This window comes from Aeromonas allosaccharophila (assembly GCF_016026615.1).
Classification (GTDB): domain Bacteria; phylum Pseudomonadota; class Gammaproteobacteria; order Enterobacterales; family Aeromonadaceae; genus Aeromonas; species Aeromonas allosaccharophila.
Genome location: NZ_CP065745.1, coordinates 767800 through 786950, shown reverse-complemented (window position 1 = coordinate 786950; position 19151 = coordinate 767800). Strand labels below are relative to the sequence as shown.

Sequence of the window (19151 nt, the reverse complement as noted above, 5' to 3'; positions counted from 1 at the left end):
TGTTATTCACCGTCCAGACCACGGATCGGCTTGATGGAACCCCACTGGCGGCAAGACGGGCACTGCCAGAACAGCGAGTGAGTGGCAAAGCCGCACTGCCGACACTTGTGGGTTGACTTGATTTTGATCTGCTCGCCGACCAGCTGTTGCAGCAGTTCGAGGCTCTCCTTGGCAGGCCCCTCCTCCGCACTGGCCAGCTGAAAACCCACCAGCTGGTAAAAGCCTTTCATCGACGGGTGACGACGCAGCTGACGCAGCACCAGTGAACGGGCCTGACTCAGGCCATCACGCTCTTCCACCAGCTTGGCAAGGGCCAGGGTCACGCTGACGCCGGCGTGATCTTCCACCGCCTTTTCAAGCAGCGGGATCAAGGCAGTCGTGCGGCCCAACTGCTGATAACACTCGAGCAATTTGGGCATTGCCTCGGATGCAAAGTCGATATCCTGCTCGAACACCCGCAGCAACTCCTTGCTGGCCTGCTCATACTCCCCCTCTGCCATGGCAAGCTCAGCGAGGCGCAAACTGGCCCGGGCACATGCCGGATTGATGGTGAGCGCCCGTTTGAGCTTGGCCAGCCCCTCCCCTTTATTGCCGTCACGCAGCGCAATCTCGGCTTGTTCGCAATAGAAGTGAGAAATGGGGTCGGCCAGCTTCTTGCCCTGATATTTTTGCAGACGCACCGCCACATCGATGGCCTTGTCCCAATCCCGCAACTGCTGATGGATGATCAACAGCTGTGCCAGCGCCGTCTCTTCATAATCACTGTCGTCACACAGCTCATTCCAGAGCGCTTCAGCACGGTCTAGCAAACCGGCAGCCAGAAAGTCGCGAGCCAGCTCCTGCAAGGCCAGCTGGCGCTGCTCCCTAGTCAGTTGGCGGGTCACCAGATTCTGGTGGATCTTGATGGCACGATCGACCTCCCCGCGCTGGCGAAACAGGTTGCCGAGGGAGAGGTGTGTTTCGATGGTTTCACTGTCCACCTCAAGCAGCTGGATAAAGAGATCCACCGCCTTGTCAGATTCATCGGACAGCAAATAGTTGAGGCCCGCCACATACTGGCGGGAAAACTGGTTACTCTGTTTCTGGGTGTCCTGGCGAACACTCCTGCGCCCCATGTACCAGCCATAACCGGCGGCGATGGGCAACAGCAGGAAAAGCAGTTCAAGCATTGAGGAACATTATTCCTTACCCGGTGACCGGGCCAGCTCCAACTCGCGGGATTGACGACGCATGGTGCGGTTGAGGGTGCGGTTTTGCATTTTCAGGCGCAGGAACAGCAGGCCGAATACCAGCCAGCCCAGCAAAAAACCGCCAGCGAAGAAGAAACCCAACAACATGGCAAGCGAGAACTCGCCCTGAGCAATCAGGTAATTGAACTGAACCAGCTGGCCGTTTTGTGAGCCCAGCGCCAGGGTCAGAACAAACACCAGCACCAGCGGAATGAGGGCCAAAATACGCTTCATAAGAGCTCCCTGTCAGTATCTAATGAGAGGCTGATTATCCTTAAAATCGCAGGCAGACTCTAGAGTGAATGGGAAAAGAGTTTAAGAAACAAGACGATTGGCACAGGAATCGGCGCCAAAAACAAAAAAGGCATACCCGAGGTATGCCCATTTCTGCATTATTCAATGATGTTGACGCGCTCGCGCAACTCTTTGCCAGGTTTGAAGTGCGGGACATATTTCCCGGTCAGTTCAACCTTGTCCCCGGTCTTGGGGTTGCGTCCCACACGGGGCGCACGATAGTGCAGTGAAAAACTGCCAAATCCGCGGATTTCAATCCGGTCGCCGTTTTGCAAGGTCGACGCCATCTGTTCAAGGATCTCCTTGATGGCGGCTTCGACATCCTTGGCCGGCATATGCATGCGGCTGGATGCCAGTTGTTCGATGAGATCTGATTTGGTCATAACGTTAAATCTCCTTCCCCGATCACATGCAATATTAATTTTGCCAGGATAAAAAAGGGCGGCGCAATGCCGCCCTTTTCTTGCATCAAGGATTACTCACCCTTGGCGGCTTTGAACGCTTCCATCATAGCATTGCTGAACACAACTTCTTCTTGTTGGTTCAGGCTATCGATAGCAACACGCTCATCAGCCTCGTCCTTAGCACGGACAGACAGGCTTACGGTGCGGTTCTTACGATCAACGCCCATGAATTTAGCTTCTACTTCGTCACCAACAGACAACACCAGAGTGGCGTCTTCTACGCGGTCACGAGCAGCGTCGGAGGCACGCAGGTAGCCTTCTACGCCGTCAGCCAGTTCGATAACGGCACCTTTGGCATCAACCTCGGTAACCTTACCCTTCACGATAGCACCTTTCTTGTTGTCAGCCAGGTACTTGTTGAACGGGTCTTCTTCGATCTGCTTGACACCCAGGGAGATGCGCTCACGCTCCGGATCTACTTGCAGAACAACGGCTTCGATCTCGTCGCCTTTCTTGAATTCACGCACGGCTTCTTCGCCCTGGTTGTTCCAGGAGATGTCAGACAGGTGAACCAGACCGTCGATGCCGCCATCCAGACCGATGAAGATACCGAAGTCAGTGATGGACTTGATCTTGCCGGAAACACGGTCGCCTTTGGCGTGAGTTTCGGCAAACAGCTGCCACGGGTTGGATTTGCACTGCTTCAGACCCAGGGAGATACGACGACGCTCTTCGTCGATGTCCAGAACCATCACGTCAACCACGTCGCCAACGTTAACAACTTTGGACGGGTGGATGTTCTTGTTGGTCCAATCCATCTCGGATACGTGTACCAGGCCTTCAACGCCTTCTTCGATTTCAACGAAGCAGCCGTAGTCGGTCAGGTTGGTCACGCGGCCAGACAGACGGGTGGTCTCCGGGTAACGCTTGGCGATAGCAACCCAAGGATCTTCGCCCAGCTGCTTCAGACCCAGGGATACACGGGTACGCTCGCGGTCGAACTTCAGAACCTTGACAGCGATCTCGTCGCCAACGTTGACGATTTCGGAAGGATGCTTAACGCGCTTCCACGCCATGTCGGTGATGTGCAGCAGGCCGTCAACACCGCCCAGATCTACGAATGCACCGTAGTCGGTCAGGTTCTTGACGATACCCTTAACTTCTTGACCTTCTTGCAGGTTAGCCAGCAGGCTTTCACGCTCGGAGGTGTTCTCGGTCTCGATCACGGCACGACGGGAAACAACAACGTTGTTGCGCTTCTGGTCCAGCTTGATGACTTTGAACTCGAGTTCTTTGTTTTCCAGGTGAGCGGTGTCACGGATCGGACGCACGTCAACCAGAGAACCCGGCAGGAAGGCACGGATGCCGTTCAGTTCAACGGTGAAACCACCCTTGACCTTGCCGTTGATGATACCGATAACGGTAGCTTGCTCTTCGTATGCCTTCTCAAGCTGCAGCCAGGCTTCGTGGCGCTTGGCTTTTTCGCGGGACAGCTTGGTTTCGCCGAAACCATCTTCGATAGAGTCCAGAGCCACATCAACGGTATCGCCGACGTTGATTTCCAGCTCGCCCATGGCGTTCTTGAATTCTTCAGCCGGAATAGCGGACTCGGATTTCAGACCGGCGTCAACCAGTACGAAACCGTTCTCGATAGCAACGACAGTACCCTTGACGATGGAACCTTGACGGGTTTCAACGGCGTTCAGGGACTCTTCAAAGAGTTGAGCAAAAGATTCGATCATTGTTTATGTCACAAATGAAACATCCACTTGCAATCCGGCGCAAGCGGGGCTGTTTTAAATAATCTGCGCCATCCTTGGTGCAGACGACCGGGTGTCAGCTTGCGCTGGCATCACCAAGTTGTTGCTCTGCATAGGCGAGCACCGTTGCCAGCACGTCATCTATGGTCATGGCGGTAGAGTCTACCACCAGAGCATCTTCTGCCGGTTTCAGGGGCGCAGTAGCGCGATTTCTGTCGCGATCGTCACGTTCCCGGATCTCGGTTAAAAGACGCTCAAAGTTAACATCAAAGCCCTTATCTTGCAACTGCTTATAGCGGCGCTGAGCCCGTTCTTCGGCGCTGGCGTCGAGGAAAATTTTCACCTCGGCCTCGGGGAAAACCACTGTGCCCATGTCGCGGCCATCGGCGATCAGACCCGGAGCCTGACGAAATGCCCGTTGACGGCGCAGCAAGGCTTCACGCACCCGGGGGAAGGCGGCGATTTTACTGGCGGCATTGCCCACCTCTTCGGTGCGGATGGTTCGTGAGACATCTTCCCCTTCCAGGATCACCTTGACCAGATCCCCTTCAACCTGAAATTGCACATCCAGATTGGCGGCCAGCGGTACTAATGAGGCTTCACTGTCCAGCGCTACATCGTGATGCAGAGCGGCCAGGGACAACACCCGATAGATGGCGCCCGAGTCCAGCAAGTGCCAACCCAGCTTCTCGGCGAGCAGCTGGCACAAGGTGCCTTTTCCTGCGCCACTGGGGCCATCAATTGTCATCACGGGGGCCATCTGAGGCATAACTTCTCTCCTGCACTGTGTTGCTCCCATCCCGAGGGGGTGGGTTAATGGGCGCCGATTATACCCGAATGTGGTGAGCCTGGCAGTCATCAATCCGCACAAAGGACCAAAACCCCGGCGGGCAGCGGTGCTTGTCTCTTACCTGGACATTTCATTAAGCAATGCAGGGACTTGTTCTTATGGTCGTTGCCGACAAGGCGCGCTAAACTGGCCCCCTTTTTTGAGCCGTTAGCAGTAAGGAGCAACCTATGAGCAGCGTTACCCTCGTGGCCAAATCAAAATTGCCAACCCCCTGGGGCACCTTCACGCTGGTAGGTTTTCAGGAAACCGGCACAGGCAAGGATCACGCAGCACTGGTGATGGGCGACATTACCGGTGAAGAGCCTGTACTGGGCCGGATCCACTCAGAGTGCCTGACCGGCGACGCCCTGTTCAGCCTGCGTTGTGACTGCGGTTTCCAGTTGCAGGCCGCCATGGAAAATATCGCCAAGGCGGGTCGTGGCGTGTTGTTGTATGTGCGTCAAGAGGGCCGTGGCATCGGCTTGCTCAACAAGATCCGTGCCTATCACCTGCAGGATCAGGGTGCCGATACCGTTGAGGCCAACGTGGCCCTGGGTTTCGCCGCCGATATGCGCGATTACACCATCTGCGCCGACATGCTCAAGCAGCTTGAGGTCAAGTCACTCAAACTGATGACCAACAACCCGCGCAAGATGAAGGCGATGGAATCCTTCGGCATTCCGGTGGCCGAACGGGTACCGTTGCAGGAAGGGCGCAATCCCCACAACGAGTTCTATCTGTCTACCAAGGCCAACAAGCTGGATCACATGCTGAAGAAGTGAGCCTGCATTGACGAATGCCAGATAGTCAAACGCCTCCAATTCGGAGGCGTTTTTCTTGTGACAGTCGCACATAGCCCAAGGCTATCGCACTGGCACGGTCAGATTGACCAGCAGTGCATCAAGCTCTTCGCCAGTGCGGGCAGCGCAGCATTGATCGACCTGCTCCCGGGTCAATTGCGGCGCGAGACGTGCAATCAGGTCATACAGATAGCCGCACAAAAACGCCCCCCTGCGCAGACCGATAGCAGCCACACCACCAGGTAGCCAGGGCACCTGTTTGAGCAGCAGATCACCATCGCGCTGGGGCTCCCAGGCAAAGGTGGCCATCACCCCGATGCCCATCCCTTGTCTGACATAGGTCTTGAGCACATCGCTGTCGCTCGCACAACAGGCGATCCGGCTCTCGGCATGAGCGCAATCGCTGCCATGAGTGGCAGAAAGCGGCCTTCCGTCGGTCACCAGCGCAAACTCGACCAGCTCGGCCGGGGTCAGCGATGTCGCTTTGGCCAACGGATGATCCTTTGGCAGCACCAAGCCCCGTTGCCACTGAAAACAGGGGAGCATCAGCAGATCGCTCCCCTCCTCCAGATCATCGGCAAGCAGCAGATCGGCAGCGCCATCATGCACGGCTGCTCGGCACTGCGCCGCACTCCCCTGCATCACCGTAACGGCAACTTTGGGAAAGCGGGCCATGAAGCCCTTGAGGATGGCGGGCAGAATATAGCGGGCCTGCAGATGAGTGGCCGCAATGGTAAGAGTTCCCTGCTCAGGATGCACATGCTGCCTGGCCATCACCTTGATGGTAGCGACCTTGTCCAGCACCTCGGCGGCCACTTTGATCACATCCAGACCGATAGGGGTGATCTGGGTCAGGTGTTTGCCGCTGCGCTCGAAGATCTGGATCCCCAGCTCATCCTCCAGCATCCGCACCTGTTTGCTGATCCCGGGCTGGGAGGTAAAGAGGCTCTCGGCGGTGGCCGACAGATTCAGCCTGTGGTTCGCCACCTCGACGATATAGCGCAATTGCTGCAGTTTCATGGTGTAGCCCTCAAGCGAACCCACCATTAATAGTAACAAACTTTCAGCAAGGGCCCGCCGCCATCAGGCCGGGCGCTCCTTGAGCAGGAAATCGCGCAAAGCACGGTTGGCCATGGAGAGCGGATCGCCACGCCGCCACGCCACACAGAGATCGAGATAGATGGGCGGGTCGAAGGGCACACCACTCAGATCCGGTTCCTCTTCCAGCACCATCCGCAAGAAGGTGGTCACCGCAAAGCCTTGCCGCACCACGGCCTTGAGCAGAGGGATGAGGTTGCTCTCGAAGGCGATATCGGGTTCGACGCCCAGGCTCTGGGCCAGCGCCTCCATATGCTCGCGGTGGTAGAAACCGCGGCGAAACAGCGCCAACTCCTGAGCAAAAAACTGCGAGAGGGTCACGGCCGGTTCGCCGCGCAGGGGGTGATCGTCCCCCACCACCATCAACATCTCTTCGCTTAGCAGATGTGCCCCCTCGATGGCGGGCGGCAGATCACTGGTGATGAGAATGGCCAGATCGAGGGAGCCATCCACCATCCGGCTGAGCAACTCGCGGGTACCTGCCTCTTCGACCCGGATCTTGAGCCCGGGATAGCGATGCTTGAAGGCCATCAGACGAGGGGGAAAATAGTAGGAGCCCATCATATAGGGGATCCCGATCCGCACCTCCCCCCGCTCCAACCCCTTCAGTTCGGCCATCTCGGCCTCGGCCTGATGCATTTGCAACAGCAGGCGCTCGGCATGGCGACAGAGCACCTCCCCCTCCGGGGTGAGCCGTACCGCCCGGTCCTGCCGATCAAACAGCCGCAACTCGAGCTGCTGCTCCAGTTTGGCGATGGCCATGCTGATGGCAGGTTGTGCCACATGCAGGCTGTTGGCAGCCTTGGTAAACGAACCGGCATCCCTGACCGCCAGCAGATAGGTGAGCTGTTTCAGATCCATGTATCAATTCGTCTTATGAGATAGATAACTTAAATATATTATATTTATAACCGCAAGGACTCTACCCTGACCAAAAGCTGTCAGGACAATACGCAATGATTGAAGTCGGAAGTCGCGAGTGGATACGTGCAACCCTGGCCCTCAGCCTGGGCTCTTTTCTGGTGTTTCTGAACCTCTACCAGACCCACCCCCTGTTACCCCTGATTGCCGAGGTCTTCTCGGTCAACTCCCTCTCGGCCAGCTGGACCCTGGCAGGCTGCACCGCAGGCCTCGCCGCCTCCCTGCTGATCTGCGCCAGACTGGCGGATCGCCATGGCCGTCGGCAGGTCATGCTGGGCACCCTCACCCTGGCCATCCTGCTCTCGTTGTTGATCCCGCTGGTTGAACAGTTCAGCTCCCTGCTATTGCTGCGCATCCTGCAGGGGGCGCTGCTGGCCGGGCTGCCCGCAACCGCCATCGCCTACATGGGGGAAGAGTTCAGCAAACGGGCGCTGCTCTCGGCGGTGGGGGTCTATATTGCCGCCAACTCCCTCGGAGGTATTGCCGGTCGGGTGGTCGGTGGCCTGCTGGCGGGCTGGTTTGGCGACTGGCAGCATACCTTTCTGGGGATTGGTGTTATCAGCCTGTCGCTGCTGCCGCTGGTCTTCTGGCTGCTGCCCCATCAGACCCGCTTTGTGGCAAGCGCCCCAGTTCGCGGTCAATTTGCCCGCGCCTTGCAGCAACACCTGACCAATCCCTTGCTGGTAGGGGCTTACCTTATCGGGGGGCTCAACTTTATGGTGTTTCTGAACCAGTTCAGCTATCTCACCTTCCTGCTGGCCAAGCCCCCCTTCTCCCTGCCCACCCAGTGGCTCGGCATGCTGTTTCTCACCTATCTCTCGGGGACCGTGGCATCCTCCCTGAGCGGCCGTTTCGCCAACCGCTGGGGGGCACAACGCATGTTGCTGGTCGGGATCGCGCTGATGGCCATCGGCAGTCTGTGGCTGCTGCAGGGCAGTCTGCTCGGGATCCTGAGCGGCTTGCTGATCTCCAGCTTCGGTTTTTTCCTGGCACACGCCTGTGCCAGTGCCTGGGTTGGTCATCATGTCGAACACAACCGAGCCCTCGCCTCCTCCCTCTATCTGGTGGCCTACTATCTGGGAGCCAGTCTGGGGGGGCTTTACCTGCACCCCTTCTGGGAACGGGGTGAGCTTGGCGGATTGGTCATGGGAATTGAACTGGTGCTCATCCTGACGGCGGGCTTGAGCCTCTGGCTCGGTCGTCTCAAGCAACGAACAGAATCGCCACTGCCCACCCAGCAACCCCACCGGCACGGGTAACGGGCGATGCGCAAACAGGGTCACGCATGACCAGATAGCCACCAGCGCCAGCATCGCCAGATAGCAAAAGGGGTCACACCGGTGACCCCTTTTGCTGCGCTATTCACGAACCTGTCAGGTGCGCTAGGCATTGTGCGCAGGATCACTCCTGCTCGAAATAATCCGCAGGCACCGCGACCACAGCGCCGGTCGCAACCTCTTCGGCGATCACCTCAGCCAGCGGGCGCAGATGAAACTTGATCTGACCGGAGGGCAACATCAGGCCGATATCGGGGTTGCGGGTATTGAGCATATTGCCAGTTTTGAACGGCAGCCCGGGATAGCACGCCACCAGCTCCTGCAGTGAGGCAACCACCAGCTCGATATGCTCCAGTCCCGCCTGATGAACGCGACCCGGCTTCGGCGCCGCCAGTTCGATACAGGGCACCAGTACCTCACCAGCCAGCAGCGGCTGATGCAACTGATAAGTGGCGATAGGACGACCGCCGATCATCCCCTCCACCAGCAAGGTGCCCGCCTCTGCCAGCACAGCGCATCGCGCGCGATACTCCTGCAAGGTGGCCGCACGATAACAGAGGTGATCGACCGTTGGCTGGGGAATATTGATGCCAGTGGCGGCCAGTTCGGCCAACAGCTGAGAAACAAATGGGGCCATTGGCCCCAGTGTGGAATCGAGTGGATGAGACATGCTTACCATTTCTTCTTGGGTTGAAACAGGACATCGAGCTCGTCGGCTTCCTTGTCCTTGATGTTTTGCAGATCCTGCGCGCTGTTCTGCTGCTGCAGCTCTTCCAGCTCCTTGAGGCCCTGGCGCATATCCTCTTCACGGGCCAGCAGGTAGGGATCCTTGTCGGCCACGCTCGCCATTGCCGACAGTCCCTTGGTATAGAGCTGGCGGCAAGTGCCATATTGGCCCTGAATGCGAGCATCCATAGCCCGCTTGACCAGATTGGAGATGTTGATTTTGAGCTGCATCAGCTCGAGGCGGCGCTCTTCCTGGGCGAACCCCTGAGGGTCAATCTTGCCCTTGTTGTGCTCGACGCGCAGCACCGCCCGCAGCTTCTTCACCAGTTGCAGCATCTGGATCGCCTGACGATCGGACTCCGGCGTCTTGAAGTGCCCCTCCTCCTGACTGCTGTAATTTTCCTGCACGTTCTTGATCTGGATCTGCACATCGGCGATGCGCTGTTTGATCTGGTTGTTCGGCATCACCTGCACGATGGCGCGATAGGCATCGAGGATCCGGTGCTGCAACAGCAACACCATGTTCTTGGAGAAAGGCACCAGATTGACATTCAGCAGCACCTCTTCGGTCTCGTCGGCAACCGTCTTGTGTCTGGCAATGGCGTGACGCTTTTCCGCTTCCGCCTTCTGCTTATATTGCTGCACCACGTTATAGGCGATAACCAAAAACAGGAGTGCGCCGATAGACAGCAATACCAAAGTTAAAATCATAGGATGTCCAAACCCCTGTTCCTATCCAATTGCGTGATCCTACAACAGCTTACCCACTTAAGGTAGCCTGCAGATCCCCCCTTGCCCACGATTTGTCACCAAGCTGTGCCCCCGGTCTCAGGGAGCGATTGCAGGATCAGGGGGTGATGACCATGACGATCACCTCCCCATAGTATCGCCCATCAGCGCCATTACTTGAGGTTAAAGCCCCGTGATTGCAGGAAGCCCAACATGAAAGGACGGGACTCCTTGCCCAGAATGGCGCGGATCTGGCCACTCCAGGTCTGCTGTTTGTTGTTGCTACTGCGGGCCTGATAGTCGTCCGCGATCTGCTGATCGTATTGGGCCAGCAGGTCGCGATCCAGCTCGTGCCGGTAGCGATCCTGATGCACCACCAATCCCCTGGGCAGACGGGGTTTCTGCTCCGGCTGCTGGGCCGGATGGCCGAGACAGAGACCAAACAGCGGGATCACCTGATGTGGCAAGCCGAGCAGCTCGCTCACCTCGGCCGGATGGTTGCGAATGCCGCCGATATAGACCCCGCCCAGCCCCAGCGACTGCGCCGCCAGCAGGGCATTTTGCGCCATCAGGGCGCCGTCGATGGCACCGATCAGCAGCTGCTCCGCATAACCGGTTTGGGCCTCGGGCACGATCTGGCTGTGACGATGGTAATCGGCGCAGAACACCAGAAACTCGGCTGCCTGCACCACATAAGGCTGATTGCCCGCCAGCACGGCCAGCTGCTGACGCGCCTCGGGCTCGCTGACTCGCACAATGCTGGTCACCTGCAAGAAGCTCGAGGTCGAGGCAGCCTGGGCGGCGGCGAGAATGGCATCCAGCTGCTGCGGGGCGATCGGCTCGGCAGTGAACTGACGAATGGAGCGATGGGAAAGGATAAGATCGATGGTCTGATTCATGGCACCTCCAAAATGAGGTAACACCATAGCGAAAAAAACGAGGGAGCCCAAGGCTCCCTCGCACACCCGGTTTAAGGGGCCGGATAGACGTAAGGGGCTTGCAACCCGAGCGGGAAGCCGAGTGCCCAGTAGAGCAGCAGGAAGATGGTCCAGCTCACCAGGAAGGCCAGCGAGTACGGCAGCATCATGGAGACCAAAGTACCGATCCCGGTGCTCTTCACATACTGCTGGCAATAGACCACCACCAGCGGGAAGAAGACCATCAGCGGAGTGATGATGTTGGAGGCGGAATCCCCGACCCGATAGGCTGCCTGGGTCAGCTCGGGGGAGATCCCCACCGCCATCAGCATCGGCACCAGGATCGGGCTGATCAGCGCCCACTTGGCCGAGGCCGACCCCACCACCAGATTGACGCTGGCGGTGAGCAGGATCATCCCGACGATGGTCACTTCACCGGGCAACGCCAGTGCATGGAGCACTTCGGCGCCGGAGAGGGCCAGCAGGGTGCCCAGGTTGGAGTCGCCAAACGCCTTGATAAAGAGCGCGCAGAAGAAGGCCATCACCATGTAGGAGCCCATCTTGTTCATGGTGGCCGACATGGCGTCGATCACATCCTTGCCACTCTTGAAGCTACCTGCGACAAAGCCGTAGACAATCCCGGGCAGGATAAAGAGCAGGAAGATCAGCGGTACGATGGACTTCATCACCGGCGCGGCGAAGGTGGTCAGAGAACCATCGGCGGCACGCAGCGGCGAATCGCTCGGGGAGAGCGCCAGCGCCAGCAGCACGATAGCTGCAAGCATGGCAAACCCGGCCCAGTTGAAGGCCCGGCTCTCTTGCGCGCTGTAGCGCCCCATCTCGTCGGCACTCTCCAGATCCTCGTTGAGCGCGACATGCTTGAGGCGCGGCTCAACCACCTTCTCGGTAATAAACCAGCCGACGCAGATGATCAGCAGCGAAGAGGCACCGGTAAAGATGATGTTGCACAGGGTGTTGACCATGTACTCGGGGTCGAGGATCTGGGCGGCGGACTGGGTAAAGCCCTGCAGCAACGCATCCCCGCCGGAGGGCAGGAAGTTGGCGGCAAAACCGCCGGAGACGCCGGCAAAGGCGGCGGCGATCCCCGCCAATGGATGGCGCCCGGCCGCGTGGAAGATGATGCCGCCAATGGGGATCACCAGCACATAACCCGCATCTGCGGCGGTATGGCTGATGATCGCCACCAGGATCAGCATGGGGGTGAGAAAACGGGCAGGCGTCACTTTGAGCAACTTTTTCAGACCGGTATTGATAAAACCGGACTGCTCGGCCACCCCGACCCCCAGCATGGCCACCAGCACGATCCCAAGAGGTGCAAAGCCGGTGAAGGTAGTCACCATGGTGGAGAGAAACTCGGCCAGACCGGCGCCGGTCAGCAGGTTGTTGACCACCACGGCCTCCCCGGTGCGGGGATTGACCAGATCAAACTGGAATTGTGACAACACCCAGGAGCCGACCCAGACGATCAGCAAGGCGTAGAGGAACAGCATGGCGGGGTCGGGTAATTTGTTCCCGGCTTTCTCGACGCCATTGAGGAAACGGTTCAGCCAGCCCTTGGGAGGGCTGGCCGGACGGTCATTGACAGCAGCATGACTCATTATTGCGATACTCCTTTCCCTAGAAATGAGCTCGCATGCTAACAATTCCTGCCAATCCGTCTCATGACGGGCCGCAAAAAGATGATTAATATTGATTAAATGTGGCGGGATAAAATCCCAAATTGTGGCCTAACGCACACTTGTTACTCTGCCATTACAGCATTAAGCAGTGGATAACGCCCAACCTGACACTCCACTACAAAGCCGCTCGCCTCGACTTGCGCCACCGTCAGCGGCTTGCTGAACAGATACCCCTGGAACACATGGCACCCCTGGGTCTGCAGTGCGGCCAGCTCGTGAGGCTCCTCCACCCCTTCCGCCATGATCCCCAACCCCAGATTGGTGGCCATGGCCGCAGTCGCCCGGATCACCGGCAAGTTGAGACCGACCACGAAGGATCGATCCAGCTTGATGTTGTTGATCGGCAGGCGGTTGAGGTAGGCCAGCGAGGAGTAGCCGGTGCCGAAATCGTCGATGGCAATCTTGATCCCCTGCTCGCTCAAATCATCGAGGATGCCGAGGCACCCCTTCATATCGAGCATCAGCACGGTTTCGGTCAGCTCCAGCGTCAACAGGGAGGCATCCACCCCGTGCAGCTCCAGCTGCTGGCGAACTTGCCCGGGCAGCGCCGACGAGAGTTGGAAACCGGAGAGGTTGACGGACACCGGCACCCGCTGCCGGAAACGCTTCTGCCAGCTGGCCATCTGGGCCAGCGCGGTGGAGAGCACCCAACTGCCGATCTCGCGGATCAGCCCCATCTCTTCGGCCAGCGGGATAAACTCCACCGGCGAAACATGGCCCAGCACCGGGTTGTACCAGCGCAGCAGCGCCTCGTAACCGATCAGGCGCTTTTTGGCGGCATCGACCTGTGGCTGGTAACAGAGACTCAGCTCCTGACGGCCGATGGCCTTGGCCAGAAACTGCTTGAGGTTGAGTTTGCGCTGCAGGGTCTGCTGCATGCTGGGGGTGAAACGCTGCCAGCGCAGCCGCCCCATCTGCTTGGCCTGGTACATCGCCATGTCTGCACGGGTGATCAGGTTGTCCCCGTCATCGGCATCATCGGGATAGATGGCGATGCCGATACTGCCGCCAATGGTCACCTCCGGCAACCCGCTCAGTTGCAGCGGCTTGGTCATCTGGGAGAGCATCTGATCGGCCACCTCTTGCGCCCGATCCCCCTGATTGCCCAGCGGCACCAGCGCAGTGAACTCGTCGCCACCGAGGCGAGCCAGCTCCACATCCCGCGGGCAAATCTGTTTGAGGCGACCGGCGACCCGCTCCAGCAGGCGATCTCCCGCCTTGTGGCCGTAGTTGTCGTTGACCAGCTTGAAGTTGTCCAGATCCATGAACACCAGCGCGAAACGCTCACCCAGACCGCAATAGGCCTCAAGGGATTTCATCAAACCATAACGGTTGAGCAGGCCGGTCAGGGAGTCGTGCCAGGCGAGGTGGCGATGCTCCAGCTCCTCGAGTTTGCGGTCGGTGATATCGCGCATGGTGAGCAGAATGCGGGCACCCTGCTGGATATAGCGGAACTGATACTGGAACCAGCGCATCCCTTTGAGGGTGCGGCACTCTCCCTCGGTCACCACCTCATCGAGGCGGGAGAGCTTCTGGTAAAAGCTGTCGTCATTACCGGAGAAGACCTGGGAGAGCCGGGCAACCTGTTGACCGAAACAGATCTCGAAGTGGTAGTTACCGCTCTCGAAATTGCCCTTGCTATCAAACAGGCTGGCCAGGGTATCACCGCTCGCCAGGGATGACTCCTGATAGAGGGCATCGGAGTCGAGCACCGCTTCGGTCATCATCATCAGACGACCAGCCAACTGAATGCCGGAGAGGCGCAGATAGATCTGCTTCTTGACCCCCTTCGGGGAGAGGGTCCACCACTCGTTGTAACTGCGCCCCTGCTGAAAATCACCCAGATAGCGCTGCAACAGCAGATCGATGGCGGTCGCCATGTCGGCAGAAAAGTCGCGAGCGCAGAGCTCGTCGAGTGAGGTCGCCTCCCACACCGGGAGCGCGGCGCTGTTTGCCCAGAAAATACGATGATGCTCGATGTCATAGACCCAGATCGGGGTATGCAGAACATCCATCGTCTTCAGTAACCGTTCGTCAAGCGTATTCATCTGGTCAAGGTCATTCATGCGGGATGGTCACTGGTTAAAAACAGATCTAGCAAACCGCTAGATGAAGAATGCAAGGTGCAAACACCTCCCGGCCATCATCTTTTTTAACATGGCCAAGAGCAGACAACACTATTTCAGACATGAGCAACAGGGGGAGCATATCCTGAAATACAGAAACGGACTCAGCCAAACAACCTGTTAATCAGAACAAATCACACTGTCGATTTTTATCTTTTTTCCCCAGTAAAAACAAGTACTAAGAGCTACCCACTCGAGACCTTGAAACACAAATTCATTATTCGCTGCGACAACACAACTATTAACAATTAAATCAACGACAGAAATAGTCGTCATTCATTGCCACAAAGCTTTCATTAATTAACCAAGTGGCTGGGTAAACAGCCAAAAAACCACCAAGATGGACAAAAATAGTGCGCCCGGGAGGAACAGATATATCCAGGATGTATTTTTCCACGGTCTGTGCGCAAAAACCGAATATATGACCTTGGTCACATTCTTCAAAAAGGAGAAACCGCACGGTGAGGCAGATCTGGCTGACTTTTACGCCCCCCTCACCCTCAGATTCGCCCCGTGACCACTGCGTTTGGCCGCCTTGAACGGTGTGGCTGACCGGGACGGGTTGACGCGCGCATGGTGATGAGCGCAAGCGAGCAGGTAGCAGGAGTGTGAACGAAGAGTCGAAAACTGGTATCAGCAGAAATCGAATCCAGATCAATTAAACGCTGAATTACCCTTGCCAACCTGGAACGCTCTTTTTATGGTTGCCCCCTTGTTACACCCAGAACAGCGTTTATGAAGCACATCGAAGAGTTCTACCTGTTCGTCAAGGTGGTGCAAGAGGGGGGATTCTCCCACGCTGCCGCCGCACTGGGCATGCCAACAGGCACCATCAGTCGACGCATTTCCCAGCTGGAAGAGCAACTGGGTTGCTCCCTGCTACATCGCTCTACCCGCAAGTTGCGCCTTACCGATGAGGGGCTCAGATACTATGAGCGCCTCTGCACGCCGCTCGCCCAAATCGAGCAGGCCACCAGCGAGATCCAGGGTAAAGAGGCCGATATCACCGGGCTTATCCGGGTGGCGGCGCCGATCGCGCTCTCCAACACCATCCTCATCGATATGCTGGCCGAATTCGGACTGCACTATCCCGAGGTGCAATTCGACATCACCCAGACCAATGATCACCAACACCTGTTCGACAATGATCGGGATCTGGTGTTCTTCAACGGTGAGCTACCCCAGTCGCTGCCCAATGCGATCTGTCTCGGTCATATCGAGTACGGCCTGTTTGCCTCGCCGCTCTATCTGACCAAGAAGGGCACCCCCTCCCACCCCAACCAGCTGGAAGATCACGATCTCATCTACTGCTGGCCGCACCAGCATTGGCAGCTGACCGACAAGGATGGCCAGAGTGTCTGCGTCAAACGCAGCGCCAAGCTGACCGTCAACCAGACCCAGGCCGCGGTGCGCGCAGCGCGGCGCCATCTGGGGATCGTCAACGCCCCCTTGCACTATCTGAACAACTTCCTGCATGACGAGCAGTTGGTACCGGTATTGACCGACTGGCAAACCGGTAATCGCCCCTTCTACATGTTGTGTTGCCAACACCAGTTTGCGCCGTTGCGTGTTAAGATGTTCGTTGAATTTGTTGAAAAATACTCAGCGCGCTATCGCAACCGGCAATGGGACAACCAATTTTCACAAGGTGACACCCTCACCCATTGCATCTGACCGTTAGCGGGCCACACTTATAGCAACCCTTGCCAACAGAGCCTGCCTAACGCCATGAATGTATTGATATGTGATGACTCCGGGTTCGCCCGCAAACAGCTGGCACGGGCACTCCCGGCCGACTGGAAAGTCGATTTGCACTACGCAGCCAATGGTCTCGAAGGGATCGAACAGGTGCTGATGGGTCATGGCGATCTCATCTTCCTCGATCTGACCATGCCGGAGATGGACGGTTACGGCGTGCTGGAGACCCTCCAGCGGGAGGGGCTGCGTAGCAAGGTATTCGTGGTCTCCGGCGACATCCAACCGGAAGCCTATCAGCGGGTCATGGGGCTGGGGGCGCTCGATTTCATCAAGAAACCCGCCGCCCCCGATACCCTGCTCGCCCTGCTCAAACAACACGGCTTCTGGAGTGCCGCCCCGAGCGGTCAGCCAAGCGCTACCGAGTTGTTGCCCAGCGGCGTGATAGCCGATGCGGGCGTCAAGATCACCCCCGAAATCCGCGATGTCTATCAGGAGCTGGCCAACGTCTCCATGGGCCAGGCGGCCGACTTGCTGGCCCGTCTGCTCAACGCCTTCGTGGTACTGCCCATCCCCAACGTCAACGTGCTGGAAGTCTCCGAGCTGCACATGGCCCTCTCGGCGGCCGCGGATTCGGATACCCTCTCTGCCGTCTGTCAGGGGTTTATCGGAGCGGGGATCGCCGGCGAAGCGCTGATCCTGTTCCATGACTCCAGCTTCAAAGATTTGGCCAAGCTGATGAACCATCAGGGGACGCTGGATCGCACCGCCGAACTGGAGCTGTTGATGGATACCGCCAACGTGCTGATCGGTGCCTTTCTGCGCGGCTACGCCAACCAGCTCGATACCCCCTTCAGTCAGGGCCACCCGGTGGTGCTCGGCCAGCACAGGCCCATCAACGAGCTGATCAACACCAACAAGAGTCGCTGGCGCCGCACACTCGCCATCGAGATCAACTACCGGATCCAGGATTACGCGGTGCAGTGTGATCTGCTGCTGCTGTTTACCGAAGATTCCATCGCCACCATGAACAACAAAATCATGCACATGCTCTAGGAGTGACTATGGAAATCCGTGAATTTCATTGGCTGATGAACATAGTCCAGAACCTGGACGTAGGCCTGGTGGTGCTCGACAAGGAGTACAAGGTTCAGGTGTGGAACGGCTTTATGGAGAGCCACAGCGGCCGACTGGCCGGTGAGGTGCGCGACGGCGTGCTGTTCGAGCTGTTCCCCGATGTGGACAGAGCCTGGTTCGAGCGCAAGGCCAACATGGTCTTCAAGCTCAACAACCGCGCCTTCAGCACCTGGGAGCAGAAGCCCTACCTGCTGCGTTTCTCCAACTACCGCCCCATTACCGGCTCGGCCCCTCACATGTTCCAGAACCTGACGCTGGTGCCACTGGCCGATTTCGGCGGTCAGGTGACCCACATCGCGGTGATGATCTACGACGCCACCGATGAGGCCATGCTGATGAGCGGCCAGCGGCAGGCTTGAGCCTGCTGCAAACAACAGAGGGCGCCGCGGCGCCCTCTGTTGTTTCGGTATAAACAGGTATCAGAATAACGGCTACCTCACCAAGCCGTCTCAACGCGCCCCGAGATACTCGGTGAAGGCATCGATCACCTCTTCTATATCGTCATCGTTGATCTGCAGATGGGTCACCAGCCGCAGCTCGCCGTAACCGGAGAAGAGGATCCCCCGCTCCTTCATAAAGGCCAGCAGAGGGGCCGATTCCCCCTCATGCAGCCGCAGGAACACCATGTTGCTCTGCACCAGCGAGAGGTCGAGCTCGATGCCCGGCAGTGCAGCCAACCCTTCGGCCAGCCGTTTGGCACGGCGGTGATCATCGGCCAGGCGGGTCACATGCTGCTCGAGGGCAAACAGACCGGCTTGCGCCAGAATGCCCGCCTGGCGCATGCCACCTCCCAGCATCTTGCGTAGGCGGCGCGCACGGGCGATGAAATCGTGGCTGCCCACCAGCAGCGAGCCCACCGGTGCACCCAACCCCTTGGAGAGACAAATCGAGATACTGTCAAACGGTGCAGCGATCACCTCGACCGAGGTCTCGCTGGCCACGGCGGCGTTAAAGAGCCTGGCGCCATCGAGATGAAGCTTCAAGCCGCGCTCGGCAACGAATGCCCCCATCTCCTGCAGATAGGAGAGTTGCAGCACCTTGCCGTTGTGGGTGTTCTCAAGGCAGATCAGGCGAGTCTGGACGAAGTGGGCATCATCAGGGGCCAGCGCGGCCTTGATATCATCGAATGCCAGTGTGCCATCGCGCTGCATCGGCAAGGGTTGCAGGGCTACGGAGCCCAGCACGGCACTCCCCTGCGCTTCATAGCGATAGATGTGAGCGGCGTTGCCGAGGATGGCCCCCTCACCGCGCTGACAGTGGCTCATCACCGCCAACAGGTTGGACATGGTGCCGGACGGCACAAACAGCGCCGCCTGTTTGCCCAGCAATCTGGCCCCAAAGGCCTCCAGCGCGTTGACGCCCGGATCTTCACCATAGACATCGTCACCGACTTCGGCGTGGAGCATGGCCTGACGCATGGCGTCAGTAGGCTGGGTGACGGTGTCACTTCGTAAATCGATATAGCGCATGAGATCCCTCCTGAAACAGGAGAGTGACGTTAGTCATGCT

18 protein-coding genes are annotated in these 19151 nt (G+C 58.1%); 5 read left to right on the top strand and 13 right to left on the bottom strand.

The annotated features are described in order from the left end of the window. Positions 1 to 2: 2 nt before the first annotated feature. The 5 genes from lapB to cmk all read right to left on the bottom strand — a co-directional run bounded on the left by lapB (position 3) and on the right by cmk (position 4456). A complete protein-coding gene (lapB, locus tag I6G90_RS03530; RefSeq protein WP_197929765.1) occupies positions 3 to 1169 on the bottom strand; it encodes a lipopolysaccharide assembly protein LapB in 1167 nt (388 codons plus the stop codon). A gap of 9 nt (positions 1170 to 1178) precedes the next feature. After that, the gene (locus I6G90_RS03525) at positions 1179 to 1463 is read right to left on the bottom strand and encodes a LapA family protein (RefSeq protein WP_005337143.1); all 285 of its coding nucleotides are present in this window, start codon (positions 1461 to 1463) and stop codon (positions 1179 to 1181) included. A gap of 158 nt (positions 1464 to 1621) precedes the next feature. Further along, positions 1622 to 1906, bottom strand: coding sequence for an integration host factor subunit beta (ihfB, locus tag I6G90_RS03520; protein ID WP_033136607.1), 285 nt, complete (start codon positions 1904 to 1906; stop codon positions 1622 to 1624). Between the two features lie 92 nt (positions 1907 to 1998). Then, positions 1999 to 3669 carry a 30S ribosomal protein S1 gene (rpsA, locus tag I6G90_RS03515; RefSeq protein WP_042013223.1) on the bottom strand — a complete coding sequence of 557 codons (1671 nt, stop codon included), beginning with the start codon at positions 3667 to 3669 and terminating at the stop codon, positions 1999 to 2001. Positions 3670 to 3763: 94 nt separating this feature from the next. Continuing rightward, positions 3764 to 4456, bottom strand: a complete 693-nt coding sequence (gene cmk, locus I6G90_RS03510; RefSeq protein WP_042057282.1) for a (d)CMP kinase — start codon at positions 4454 to 4456, stop codon at positions 3764 to 3766. Positions 4457 to 4704: 248 nt separating this feature from the next. On the opposite strand from cmk, the gene ribA reads away from it, so the two are divergent. Beyond that, on the top strand, positions 4705 to 5298 hold the full coding sequence (gene ribA, locus I6G90_RS03505) for a GTP cyclohydrolase II (RefSeq protein WP_005337152.1): 594 nt from the start codon (positions 4705 to 4707) through the stop codon (positions 5296 to 5298). 81 nt (positions 5299 to 5379) lie between these two features. Here ribA and I6G90_RS03500 read toward each other — a convergent pair whose 3' ends face one another. Both I6G90_RS03500 and I6G90_RS03495 read right to left on the bottom strand, forming a co-directional pair. Further along, positions 5380 to 6336, bottom strand: coding sequence for a LysR substrate-binding domain-containing protein (locus I6G90_RS03500; protein WP_197929764.1), 957 nt, complete (start codon positions 6334 to 6336; stop codon positions 5380 to 5382). A 63-nt stretch (positions 6337 to 6399) separates the two neighbouring features. Further along, a complete protein-coding gene (locus I6G90_RS03495) occupies positions 6400 to 7275 on the bottom strand; it encodes a LysR family transcriptional regulator (RefSeq protein ID WP_005337156.1) in 876 nt (291 codons plus the stop codon). A gap of 95 nt (positions 7276 to 7370) precedes the next feature. Here I6G90_RS03495 and I6G90_RS03490 point away from each other — a divergent pair, with 95 nt between their 5' ends. Then, complete coding sequence (locus I6G90_RS03490; RefSeq protein WP_197929763.1) at positions 7371 to 8594, top strand: MFS transporter; 1224 nt, start codon at positions 7371 to 7373, stop codon at positions 8592 to 8594. Positions 8595 to 8736: 142 nt separating this feature from the next. Here I6G90_RS03490 and I6G90_RS03485 read toward each other — a convergent pair whose 3' ends face one another. The 5 genes from I6G90_RS03485 to I6G90_RS03465 all read right to left on the bottom strand — a co-directional run bounded on the left by I6G90_RS03485 (position 8737) and on the right by I6G90_RS03465 (position 14699). Then, complete coding sequence (locus I6G90_RS03485; RefSeq protein WP_197929762.1) at positions 8737 to 9291, bottom strand: VOC family protein; 555 nt, start codon at positions 9289 to 9291, stop codon at positions 8737 to 8739. Next, positions 9285 to 10049, bottom strand: coding sequence for a DNA repair protein (locus tag I6G90_RS03480; protein ID WP_197929760.1), 765 nt, complete (start codon positions 10047 to 10049; stop codon positions 9285 to 9287). The genes I6G90_RS03485 and I6G90_RS03480 overlap by 7 nt, the downstream gene beginning before the upstream one ends. A gap of 191 nt (positions 10050 to 10240) precedes the next feature. Continuing rightward, positions 10241 to 10966: an oxygen-insensitive NADPH nitroreductase gene (gene nfsA / locus I6G90_RS03475; protein ID WP_197929758.1), complete on the bottom strand. Its 726-nt coding sequence runs from the start codon at positions 10964 to 10966 to the stop codon at positions 10241 to 10243. Positions 10967 to 11037: 71 nt separating this feature from the next. Continuing rightward, positions 11038 to 12603 carry an AbgT family transporter gene (locus tag I6G90_RS03470; protein WP_197929757.1) on the bottom strand — a complete coding sequence of 522 codons (1566 nt, stop codon included), beginning with the start codon at positions 12601 to 12603 and terminating at the stop codon, positions 11038 to 11040. 143 nt (positions 12604 to 12746) lie between these two features. Further along, positions 12747 to 14699 (bottom strand): putative bifunctional diguanylate cyclase/phosphodiesterase, encoded by a 1953-nt coding sequence (locus tag I6G90_RS03465; protein WP_139406977.1) that lies wholly within the window; start codon positions 14697 to 14699, stop codon positions 12747 to 12749. Between the two features lie 846 nt (positions 14700 to 15545). Between I6G90_RS03465 and I6G90_RS03460 the strand changes: the two genes are divergently transcribed. The 3 genes from I6G90_RS03460 to I6G90_RS03450 are packed head-to-tail and all read left to right on the top strand — an operon-like array spanning position 15546 to position 18001. Next, positions 15546 to 16484, top strand: coding sequence for a LysR family transcriptional regulator (locus I6G90_RS03460; protein ID WP_075112857.1), 939 nt, complete (start codon positions 15546 to 15548; stop codon positions 16482 to 16484). A 54-nt stretch (positions 16485 to 16538) separates the two neighbouring features. Next, positions 16539 to 17561 (top strand): response regulator, encoded by a 1023-nt coding sequence (locus tag I6G90_RS03455; RefSeq protein WP_182969170.1) that lies wholly within the window; start codon positions 16539 to 16541, stop codon positions 17559 to 17561. An 8-nt stretch (positions 17562 to 17569) separates the two neighbouring features. Then, positions 17570 to 18001 carry a PAS domain-containing protein gene (locus I6G90_RS03450; RefSeq protein ID WP_005346525.1) on the top strand — a complete coding sequence of 144 codons (432 nt, stop codon included), beginning with the start codon at positions 17570 to 17572 and terminating at the stop codon, positions 17999 to 18001. A 90-nt stretch (positions 18002 to 18091) separates the two neighbouring features. Here I6G90_RS03450 and ltaE read toward each other — a convergent pair whose 3' ends face one another. After that, positions 18092 to 19111: a low-specificity L-threonine aldolase gene (gene ltaE / locus I6G90_RS03445; RefSeq protein WP_197929756.1), complete on the bottom strand. Its 1020-nt coding sequence runs from the start codon at positions 19109 to 19111 to the stop codon at positions 18092 to 18094. Positions 19112 to 19151: the final 40 nt, after the last annotated feature.

What these genes read in the sequence shown, in the direction of transcription:
- lapB (WP_197929765.1), bottom strand. Translation starts at nt 1,169, where the DNA reads ATGCTTGAACTGCTTTTCCTGCTGTTGCCCATCGCCGCCGGTTATGGC.
- I6G90_RS03525 (WP_005337143.1), bottom strand. Translation starts at nt 1,463, where the DNA reads ATGAAGCGTATTTTGGCCCTCATTCCGCTGGTGCTGGTGTTTGTTCTG.
- ihfB (WP_033136607.1), bottom strand. Translation starts at nt 1,906, where the DNA reads ATGACCAAATCAGATCTCATCGAACAACTGGCATCCAGCCGCATGCAT.
- rpsA (WP_042013223.1), bottom strand. Translation starts at nt 3,669, where the DNA reads ATGATCGAATCTTTTGCTCAACTCTTTGAAGAGTCCCTGAACGCCGTT.
- cmk (WP_042057282.1), bottom strand. Translation starts at nt 4,456, where the DNA reads ATGCCTCAGATGGCCCCCGTGATGACAATTGATGGCCCCAGTGGCGCA.
- ribA (WP_005337152.1), top strand. Translation starts at nt 4,705, where the DNA reads ATGAGCAGCGTTACCCTCGTGGCCAAATCAAAATTGCCAACCCCCTGG.
- I6G90_RS03500 (WP_197929764.1), bottom strand. Translation starts at nt 6,336, where the DNA reads ATGAAACTGCAGCAATTGCGCTATATCGTCGAGGTGGCGAACCACAGG.
- I6G90_RS03495 (WP_005337156.1), bottom strand. Translation starts at nt 7,275, where the DNA reads ATGGATCTGAAACAGCTCACCTATCTGCTGGCGGTCAGGGATGCCGGT.
- I6G90_RS03490 (WP_197929763.1), top strand. Translation starts at nt 7,371, where the DNA reads ATGATTGAAGTCGGAAGTCGCGAGTGGATACGTGCAACCCTGGCCCTC.
- I6G90_RS03485 (WP_197929762.1), bottom strand. Translation starts at nt 9,291, where the DNA reads ATGGTAAGCATGTCTCATCCACTCGATTCCACACTGGGGCCAATGGCC.
- I6G90_RS03480 (WP_197929760.1), bottom strand. Translation starts at nt 10,049, where the DNA reads ATGATTTTAACTTTGGTATTGCTGTCTATCGGCGCACTCCTGTTTTTG.
- nfsA (WP_197929758.1), bottom strand. Translation starts at nt 10,966, where the DNA reads ATGAATCAGACCATCGATCTTATCCTTTCCCATCGCTCCATTCGTCAG.
- I6G90_RS03470 (WP_197929757.1), bottom strand. Translation starts at nt 12,603, where the DNA reads ATGAGTCATGCTGCTGTCAATGACCGTCCGGCCAGCCCTCCCAAGGGC.
- I6G90_RS03465 (WP_139406977.1), bottom strand. Translation starts at nt 14,699, where the DNA reads ATGGATGTTCTGCATACCCCGATCTGGGTCTATGACATCGAGCATCAT.
- I6G90_RS03460 (WP_075112857.1), top strand. Translation starts at nt 15,546, where the DNA reads ATGAAGCACATCGAAGAGTTCTACCTGTTCGTCAAGGTGGTGCAAGAG.
- I6G90_RS03455 (WP_182969170.1), top strand. Translation starts at nt 16,539, where the DNA reads ATGAATGTATTGATATGTGATGACTCCGGGTTCGCCCGCAAACAGCTG.
- I6G90_RS03450 (WP_005346525.1), top strand. Translation starts at nt 17,570, where the DNA reads ATGGAAATCCGTGAATTTCATTGGCTGATGAACATAGTCCAGAACCTG.
- ltaE (WP_197929756.1), bottom strand. Translation starts at nt 19,111, where the DNA reads ATGCGCTATATCGATTTACGAAGTGACACCGTCACCCAGCCTACTGAC.